Raw genomic sequence first — 313 nt, forward strand, 5'->3', positions numbered from 1 at the left:
GTAACCGCTCAATTAACCCCACCTATCTGACGAATTAAGATTTTGTCATAGTGTGTTTTCTTTTTATTCAGGAGACACCTCATGACACTCACTGAAAAACAGCAACACTGGATAACCGTCATTGATGCCCAGAAACAGAGCGGGCTGACGGTAACCGCATTTTGCCAGCATCATGAAATTAATCTGGCCACGTTTTATTATTGGGCAAAAAAACGTCGGCAACAGCACGCGCCTCAACGTCTGCATCCTATTGTACTTGATGAGCATTCAGATGCTGGTCATACCGTCACGCTTTGCCTGCCCAACGGACTTC

At 45.7% G+C, this 313-nt stretch carries 1 protein-coding gene; it reads left to right on the forward strand.

All coding sequences use genetic code 11. From position 1 onward, the window contains the following. Positions 1–81 precede the first annotated feature (81 nt). A partial coding sequence (gene tnpA, locus AAC147_RS08960) for an IS66 family insertion sequence element accessory protein TnpA (RefSeq protein ID WP_047686394.1) occupies positions 82–313 on the forward strand: 232 nt, incomplete at its 3' end.

The organism is Xenorhabdus sp. NBAII XenSa04 (assembly GCF_963866145.1).
Classification (GTDB): domain Bacteria; phylum Pseudomonadota; class Gammaproteobacteria; order Enterobacterales; family Enterobacteriaceae; genus Xenorhabdus; species Xenorhabdus indica.